A 7,671-nucleotide genomic window follows, 5' to 3' on the forward strand; every position below is an offset into this window, starting at 1 on the left:
GAACGACACGCCGAAGGGGCTGGTGGGGGCGGTGGGCGGGCGGATCAGGCCGGGGTGAGCCGGTGGGAGGCCGTGCGGTCGTGGCGGCGCGAGCCGTACAGCGTGAAGGCCGTGTTCACGAGGGCCACGTGGCTGAGCGCCTGTGGTGTGTTGCCGAGCTGGCGGCCGGCCATCGGGTCCCATTCCTCGGAGAGCAGCCCGACGTCGTTGCGGACGGTGAGGACCCGCTCGAAGACGGCGCGGGCCTCGGCGGGGCGGCCGGTCGCGGCGAGGGCGTCGGCATACCAGAAGGTGCAGGCGATGAACGCGCCCTCGGTGCCCCCCAGCTCGTCGAGGTGGTGTCTCCCGCCGTCGCGGACGTCGCCGTACCGGCGCAGGAACCCGTGCTCGTCGAGCCGTTCCATCGCCTCGACCGTGCCGAGGACGCGGGGGTCGTCGGCGGGGAGGAAGCCGAGCCGGGGGATCAACAGGGCGGTGGCGTCGACCTGGTGGCCGCCGTACTCCTGCGTGAACGACTGCTGCTCCTCGCTCCAGCCCAGGGCGCAGATCTCCGCGTGGATCTCCTGGCGCAGGGCCTGCCAGCGACGTACGGATCCGCGCAGGCCGGCGACGCGGGCGAGCCGGACGGCGCGGTCGGCGGCGACCCAGGCCATGACCTTGGAGTGGACGAACTGGCGGCGTGGACCCCGGACTTCCCAGATGCCCTCGTCGGGTTCGCGCCAGTGGGTGCCGAGGTAGTCCAGGAGCTCGGCCACCAGGGCCCAGGCCGGCGGGTCGAGGGCGACCCCGGCCCGTACGGCCGAGTAGACGGTGTTGAGCACCTCGCCGTAGATGTCGAGCTGGAACTGGCCTACGGCCGCGTTGCCGAATCTGACGGGTCGTGAGTTCTCGTACCCTGGCAGCCAGTCGGCGTACGTCTCGGGAAGCCGGCGCTGTCCCTCGACCCCGTAGAGGGGCTGGAGGTCGGCGGGGTCGCCCGCGACGGCCCGGAGCAGCCAGTCCTTCCAGGCCAGCGCCTCCCGGCGGAATCCGCCGCGCAGCAGACAGGACAGGGTGAAGGTGGAGTCTCTCAACCAGCAGAAGCGGTAGTCCCAGTTGCGCTGTCCGCCGATGCTCTCGGGGAGGGAGGCGGTGGCGGCCGCGACGACGCCGCCGGTGGGGGCGTAGGTGAGGGCCTTGAGGGTGAGCAGGGAGCGCAGGACCGCTTCCCGGGCCGGGCCCTCGTAACGGAAGGCGGCCGCCCAGTCGTTCCAGAAGGCGAGGGTGCGCAGGAGGGTGGCGTCGATCTCCACGGACGAGGCGGTGGGGGTGCGGAGGTGTGGGAGGGACGCCAGCCGAGGACGAACGCGACGCTGCTCCCCGCGGTGACGGTGAACTCGACGGTCGTACGGTCCGGGGTCACGACGGGGTCGGCGCCCGGACCGCAGGACAGGTAGGCGGCGTCGGGGCCGGCGACGGAGGCGACGGTCCGCCGGTCCATCGCGCGGGTCCAGGGCACGATGCTGCCGTGGTGGAATCGGAGTCTCAACTCGCCCCGCATGGCGACCCGTCCGGCGATCCCCTCGACCACACGGATGATCCTCGGCGCGTCCTCGTGCGGGAATCCCGGGGAGCGCGGGGGCATGAAGTCGGCGACCCGGACGGTGCCGGTGAGGGACTCCCAGTACGTGTCGAGGACGAGCGTGTCGCCGCGGTAACTCCTGCGCGTACAGCGGGTGTCGCCGACGGGGGCGAGGAGCCACCCCTGCCGTGGCGGGGATCGCCCAGGAGGCCCGCGAGACAGGCGGGCGAGTCGAAGCGGGGTGCGCACCACCAGTCGACGGACCCGTCGGTCCCGATGAGCGCAGCCGTCTCCCGGTCCCCGACGAGGGCGTAGTCCTCAATTCGCCCTGCCATGCACGGATTGTATGCCGCCCGGGATTCCTGTGCAGAAACACGAAAGGCATTCTTTCGCGGCCGGCCGCATATCCTTCCCGTTTCCTTGACGCCGTCACCTTCGGCGCAGGATTCTGAAATGCGTGGGCTCACCGCGTTGCGCGGCGGGCCGCGGGGAAGGCCGTACCCATGAGCAGAGACGCGCACCCCCTCCGCCGGTCGACCGGCCGGATACCCGGTTCCGGCGAGCGCGGCGTGAGCCTCGTCCTGACGGTCCGCCCCGACGGGCAGGACTCGGGACACACGCTCGACCTGCTGCTCGACCAGATGCCGGAGGACGTGCGGGACGTGGTCCTGATCGGCGGACCGACGGGCGCGGGGCGCACGCGGGAGGGCATGGCCGTGCGGACGCTCGGGACCTGGGACTTCACCCGCGGCGACATCCCGCACGCGGGGCTGCGCGCGGCCACCGGCGACCTGATCGTGCTGATGAACGCCGACGGCAGTATGTCGCCGCACGAGATCCCGCATTATCTGCATTATCTGGAAAGCGGTTTCGACTTCGTCAAGGGTTCGCGCTTCATCGCCGGTGGGGAGGCCGCCGACTATCCGCTCGCGCGGCGCCTCGGCCACCGCGGCCTGCTGCGGGTCGCTCGCCGGCTGTACGGCCAGCAGCTCACCGATCTCTGGTACGGATTCTGTGCGTTCCGGCGGGGTTTCGTCGACCTTCTCGACCTGCGCGACGACGGTGTCGAGCTCGGCGCCGAGCTCGTGACGCACGCCCTGCACTACGGGCTGCGCGTCGCCGAGGTGCCCAGTCGCGAACTGCCGCGGCGCCACGGCCCCTCGCACCCGCGCACGGTCCGTGACGGCGCCCGCATCCTCGGCACGCTCCTCGACGAACGCCCTCACAACGCCCTCCCGCGGTTCGCGCACGGCCGCTTCCGGGGCACCCACGGCGCTTCCGGCGCCCCACCGGCCGGTCCACCGGTTGACGAATCGCACCCCACGGGCTAAGGCTGTAAACAGTCATTTCAGGACAGAGCAGACCCTCGGTCGGGTCGGTTGCCGGAAGAGGCTCGTCGTGACCTCACTCCTCATCAACCGCGCGCCGGCGGCACCCGCTCCGCATCCCCTGCGGCGGGTGACCGACTGGCCCCTCGCCGAGGCCCGCCGCCGTCCGGCCTGCCGTCCCCCGCACCGCCCGGCCGCGCACCCGGCACGACGGGTCTCCGACCGGATCCACGCAGCAGCCCCTCCGCCGCTCGCCAGGGCGTGCAGGCCCCGCGGCGCCGCCCGCCGCCGACGCGCCCGTACGGTCAGGGCGCACGCTCCGCGCCGTGACAGCTCCGGCGGCCCAGCGGGTTCCGACGGTCCCTCCCGTTCCGATCGCCCTCGCGGGTTCGCGCGCGCGACGCTCCCCAGGGGGCGGGTGCCGTGACGACCCCCCGGGGCGTTCCGCTGGTGGCGCTGTCCGGTCCGGCGGGCACGGACACGTCCTCGCTGGTCCGCAGGCTCGCGACGCTCCTCGGCGAGCGCGGCGTCACGGTCGTCACCACACGCGGCCACGGCTGCTTCCTGTGCCGAAGGTTCCCGGTTCCACCACGGGTGAGGGAAGAGGGAGAACCGGGTGAGCGGTGGACACGGCGGGCATCGGGTCCCGAGTGCCGGGGATCCCTGCCGCGCCGTGCCCACGCGCTCCTTGACGCCGCCGAGCTGGCGGCCAGGATCACGACGGCCCGGCTGACGGCGCGCGGCGGGCAGGCCGTGGTCGTGACCGACCGAGGACCCCTGGACGGGCTCGCGAGGTTCGACCCGCCCCCTTCGTCGTCCGCGGCGGCCGCCTTCCGCCGGCTCGCGGGCCGGTACGGTCTGACGCTGCTCGTGGAGACCGGGCCCGACCCGCTCCCCGGTGGCGGCCGGACGAGCGTAGCCGCCTCCACCGCCGCCGGGTGGGCCCGCTACCGGGCCTGGTCCGTACGGCTGCCTCGGCTGGCGCGCCTCGACGGAGCGCGGGCCCCGTCACTCGTCGCGGCCGGCGCGCTGGAACAGATCCTCGGCGTGGTGCGGAAGCGGGCCGCGAGCGACGCGGAGGAGCACGAGGCCGGGGACGGGAGCGGGAACAGGAGCGGGGACCGGAGCGGGAGCGGGAGCGGGGACGGGAGCGGGCAGACCCGGGAGGCCGCGCGTCCGCACGTGGTCATGTCGGTCTACGACTCCGCCGGGCACCTCGCCCACCGGGACGACGCCGCCCTGGCCGTCGACAAGGTGGCCGCCAGGCTCGCGGAGGACTTCCGTGTGACGGTCGTGACCTCGGGCCGCCGCGCCGGGACCGAGTACCGCGACGGCGTTCGCTACGTGCGGCTGCCGGTGTGCCGGGCCGGTCCGCGCGCCGGGCGGCTGGTGTTCCCGGCGCTGCTGCCGTTCGTCGCGCGCCGCATCCGGCACGACCTGTGGCTGGAGAGCTTCACTCCCCCGTTCCCGGCCGGCCTCCTGCCCCTGGCGACCCGTGCCCCCGTCGTCGGCATCGACCAGGGCCACGGCGCCGAGGCGCCGGCGCGCCGCCGCCTCGTGCCGTTCCTCCTGGTCGAGCGGCTCGGACTGCGCCGCTACCGGCACATCGTGGCGACGGGCGCCGCCGACGGCACGGCGATCCGGCGGCTCGGTCCCCGGGCCGACGTGCGGGTCATCGCCAACGGCGTGGAGCCGCGTCTCCTCGACGAGTCCCGGCTCGGCAGGGGCCGGTTCATCCTGTTCCTGGGTCGGATCGACACCTGGGACAAGGGCCTCGACCTGCTCCTCGACGCCTACGACCGGTCCCGGCCGCCGCTGGCGCTGCTCCTCGCGGGCAGTGGCACGCCGGCCGAGGAACACCGCCTCGCGACGCTCGTCGCCGCCCGCTCCCGGGGCCCCGGGCCCCGGATCCACTGGGTGGGCCACGCCGACGAGGAGCGCGGGCGGCAGCTGCTGCGCGACAGCGCCTTCCTCGTCATGCCCTCCCGCCACGAGGCGTTCGGCCTCGTCGCCCGAGGCCATGGCGCACGGCAAGCCCGTCCTCCACTTCGACCTGCCCGCGCTGCGCTGGATGCGCGACGGCGGCGACGTGGCGGTACCGCCGTTCGACGTGGCGGCCTTCGGCGAGCGGAAGTGCGAGCTGGCCCGCGACCCGGCGCTCCGGCGCGGCCTGGGGCGGCGCTCCGCGCTCGCCGCCCAGCGCTACACATGGGACGTGACGACGGGCCGCTATCTGGCCCTGGCCCACCGGCTCCTGGACACGTCCGCCGCCACGCGGCGGCCGGGGAAGAGGGGGACGTCATGGCAGACGGCCCGCTGACCGGTTTCGTCCGTACCGTCCTCGGATCCGGCGCGCCCGTACTCACGCGCCCCGGTACGGAGCGGCTCACCCGGCTGCGGCACGGACCGCCCCAGGTGTGCGGGCAGAGGTGTGCCGTGGCGAACCGGGCACCCCGCGACGGGGCGGAGGTGCGTGATGGCCCACCGTGAGCGGCCCCGCGTGCTGCTCCTGACCGGCAGCCCGATGGACGGCGTGGAGGGTTCCGACGTGCGGCTCGCCTCCGACGTCCTGGAGGCGCTGCCCGACGTCGACTTCGTCTGGTTCGCCGCCTGGCCGGACCACGGGCAGGACCCGCCGCGGCGCGGGCGCCCCGTCCGGCTCCTCTCCCCTGGCGGCGCCCCCCACAAACGGCAGCGGGTCCAGGCCGTGGTCGCCGGGTCCGCGGTCGCCCGCCGGGTCGACCTGGTCCATGCCTTCCTCTCCGTCGGCCGCGTCTTCCCCGTCTTCTCCCGGCTCCGCCCGCTGCTCCTCGGGCGCCGGCCGGTCGTGCACACCGTGCCGGGGGTGGCGGACACCCGGTTCCCGGCCCACACCAGGCCCCTGGGGACGACGGTCGCCCTGTCGGAGTCGATGGCACGGCGGCTGCGGGCCGCCGACTTCGGGGACGTACGGGTGATCCCGCCCATGATCGACCTCGACACATGGCCGTACCTGCCCCGCCCGCGCGGGTATCCGGTGGTCCTCTTCGCCGGGCACCACGACCCCCGGGGCGGCGCGGAGACGGCGATCGACGCGGCGGCCGAGGCGTGGCGGGAGGGGGCGCGGTTCCGGCTGGTCCTCGCGATGCGCCGGCGGCCGGGGCAGCGCTCCGGTCTGCTGGACGAGGCCCTACGGGAGCGGGCCGGCGCGGCCGGGCTCCCCGACGTGGAGGTCCGGGGGTACGTCGAGGACATGCGGGCCCTGATGGCCACGCGCGAAGTCGACGAGCCAGTCCTCGCCGACCCGGATGCGGCGGCCGTCGACCTCGTCGATGACGGCGTCGCACATGAGGCTCGTCCGACGCAGGTGCTCCAGGTCGCGCCAGCGGGAGGGGCGCGGCAGCCGGCCGGTCCGGGTGACGGCGGGAACGACGGCGGGGGCGGGGCGGGAGTCTCGGCGGCGGGGATTCCGGTGGCAGGGGTCGGTCCGGAACCGGTGGCCGGTCGGGGGGCCTGCGCCGGTCCGGTGGCCGGTCCGGAGCAGGTGGTCGGTCCGGTGGCCGGTCCGGTGGCCGGTCCGGTGGCCGGGGCCCGTCCGACGGCCCTGGCCGGGCCGGTGAACGAGGGCACGGGCCGGGCTGGCGGCCGGGTGCGGGGCGCGGTGCAGGTACGACTCGGCCTGGTGGGCGGTCATCGGCCGGGCGAAGAGGTAGCCCTGCCCGTAGCGGCAGCCCATCCGGGCGAGGAGCTCCCGCTGCTCCTCGTGTTCGATGCCCTCGGCGACGACCAGGAGGCCGAGGACGTCGGCGATGCGCACGATGCCCTCCACGAGGGCGACCTGCTGGGGGTCGGTCGTGATGTCGTCGATGAACGACTTGTCGACCTTCAGGATGTCGATGGGGAACTCGCGGAGATAGCTGAGCGAGGAGAAGCCGGTGCCGAAGTCGTCGATGGCGATGGAGACCCCGAGGTCCTTCAGGGCCGCCATGGTCGTACGGATCTGGGTGTCCTGGCGCATGAGGACGGTCTCGGTGAGTTCCAGGACGAGCGAGCCCGGCGCCAGCCCGGAGGAGCGGAGGGTGCGCCGTACGCCTTCGAGGAACCCCGGGTCGCGGAACTGCCGGGCGGAGACGTTGACATTGGCGTACAGAAGCGGCCGGTGCGGGCGGGAGCGCTGCCAGCGGGCGATGTCGAGCGCCGCGTGTTCCAGGACCCAGGCGCCCAGCGGCATGATGTGGCCGCTCTCCTCGGCCAGGGTGATGAACTGGTCGGGAGGCACCATCCCGCGGCGGGCGTGGGGCCATCGGATGAGCGCTTCCAGGCCGGCGGGGGCGGCGCCGTCGACCTCCACGATGGGCTGGTAGCGCAGGGCGAAGGCATGGTCGGCGATGGCCGTGTCCATGCCCGCCTGGAGCTCGTGCCGTGCGACGAGCCGGGAGTGGAGCTCGGGGTGGAAGAGCCGCCACCGCTTCTTTCCGGCCGCCTTCGCCGCGTACAGGGCGAGGTCGGCGTGGCCGAGGAGTTCCTCGGCGTGCGCGCTGTCGAGAACGGTCGCGATGCCGACGCTCGTGGAGACGGAGACGGCTCCGTCGGTGAGGTGGAAGGCCGCAACGCCATCGTCGACCGCCCCCTTGCCGGGTCGGACGCCGAGGGGAGCGCCCTGGTCGCGGATACGGGCGCCGTTCGGAGCCCGTACGGAGTCCATTGTCCGGGGGGGTGCCCCTATCTCTTTGGTCAAGGTCGTGGGTCAGGATTGCGGCATGACGACCTGGTTCCGGACCTACTACGAGGACGAAGATCTGT

The 7,671-nt window shown here is 74.1% G+C and carries 3 protein-coding genes and 1 pseudogene; 2 read left to right on the plus strand and 2 right to left on the minus strand.

What is annotated here, in order from left to right; genetic code table 11:
- Positions 1-44: 44 nt before the first annotated feature.
- A pseudogene (locus ACWFR1_RS27520) lies at positions 45-1,896 on the minus strand (glycoside hydrolase family 15 protein).
- 168 nt (positions 1,897-2,064) lie between these two features.
- On the opposite strand from ACWFR1_RS27520, the gene ACWFR1_RS27525 reads away from it, so the two are divergent.
- On the plus strand, positions 2,065-2,892 hold the full coding sequence (locus ACWFR1_RS27525) for a glycosyltransferase family 2 protein (RefSeq protein WP_453555584.1): 828 nt from the start codon (positions 2,065-2,067) through the stop codon (positions 2,890-2,892).
- Positions 2,893-3,312: 420 nt separating this feature from the next.
- Positions 3,313-5,379 (plus strand): glycosyltransferase family 4 protein, encoded by a 2,067-nt coding sequence (locus ACWFR1_RS27530; protein WP_453555586.1) that lies wholly within the window; start codon positions 3,313-3,315, stop codon positions 5,377-5,379.
- Positions 5,380-6,058: 679 nt separating this feature from the next.
- On the opposite strand, the gene ACWFR1_RS27535 is transcribed toward ACWFR1_RS27530, so the two are convergent.
- Entirely contained in the window at positions 6,059-7,573 is a 1,515-nt protein-coding gene (locus tag ACWFR1_RS27535; RefSeq protein WP_453555588.1) for a putative bifunctional diguanylate cyclase/phosphodiesterase, read from the minus strand.
- Between the last annotated feature and the right edge of the window lie 98 nt (positions 7,574-7,671).

The organism is Streptomyces sp. NPDC055103 (assembly GCF_053607625.1).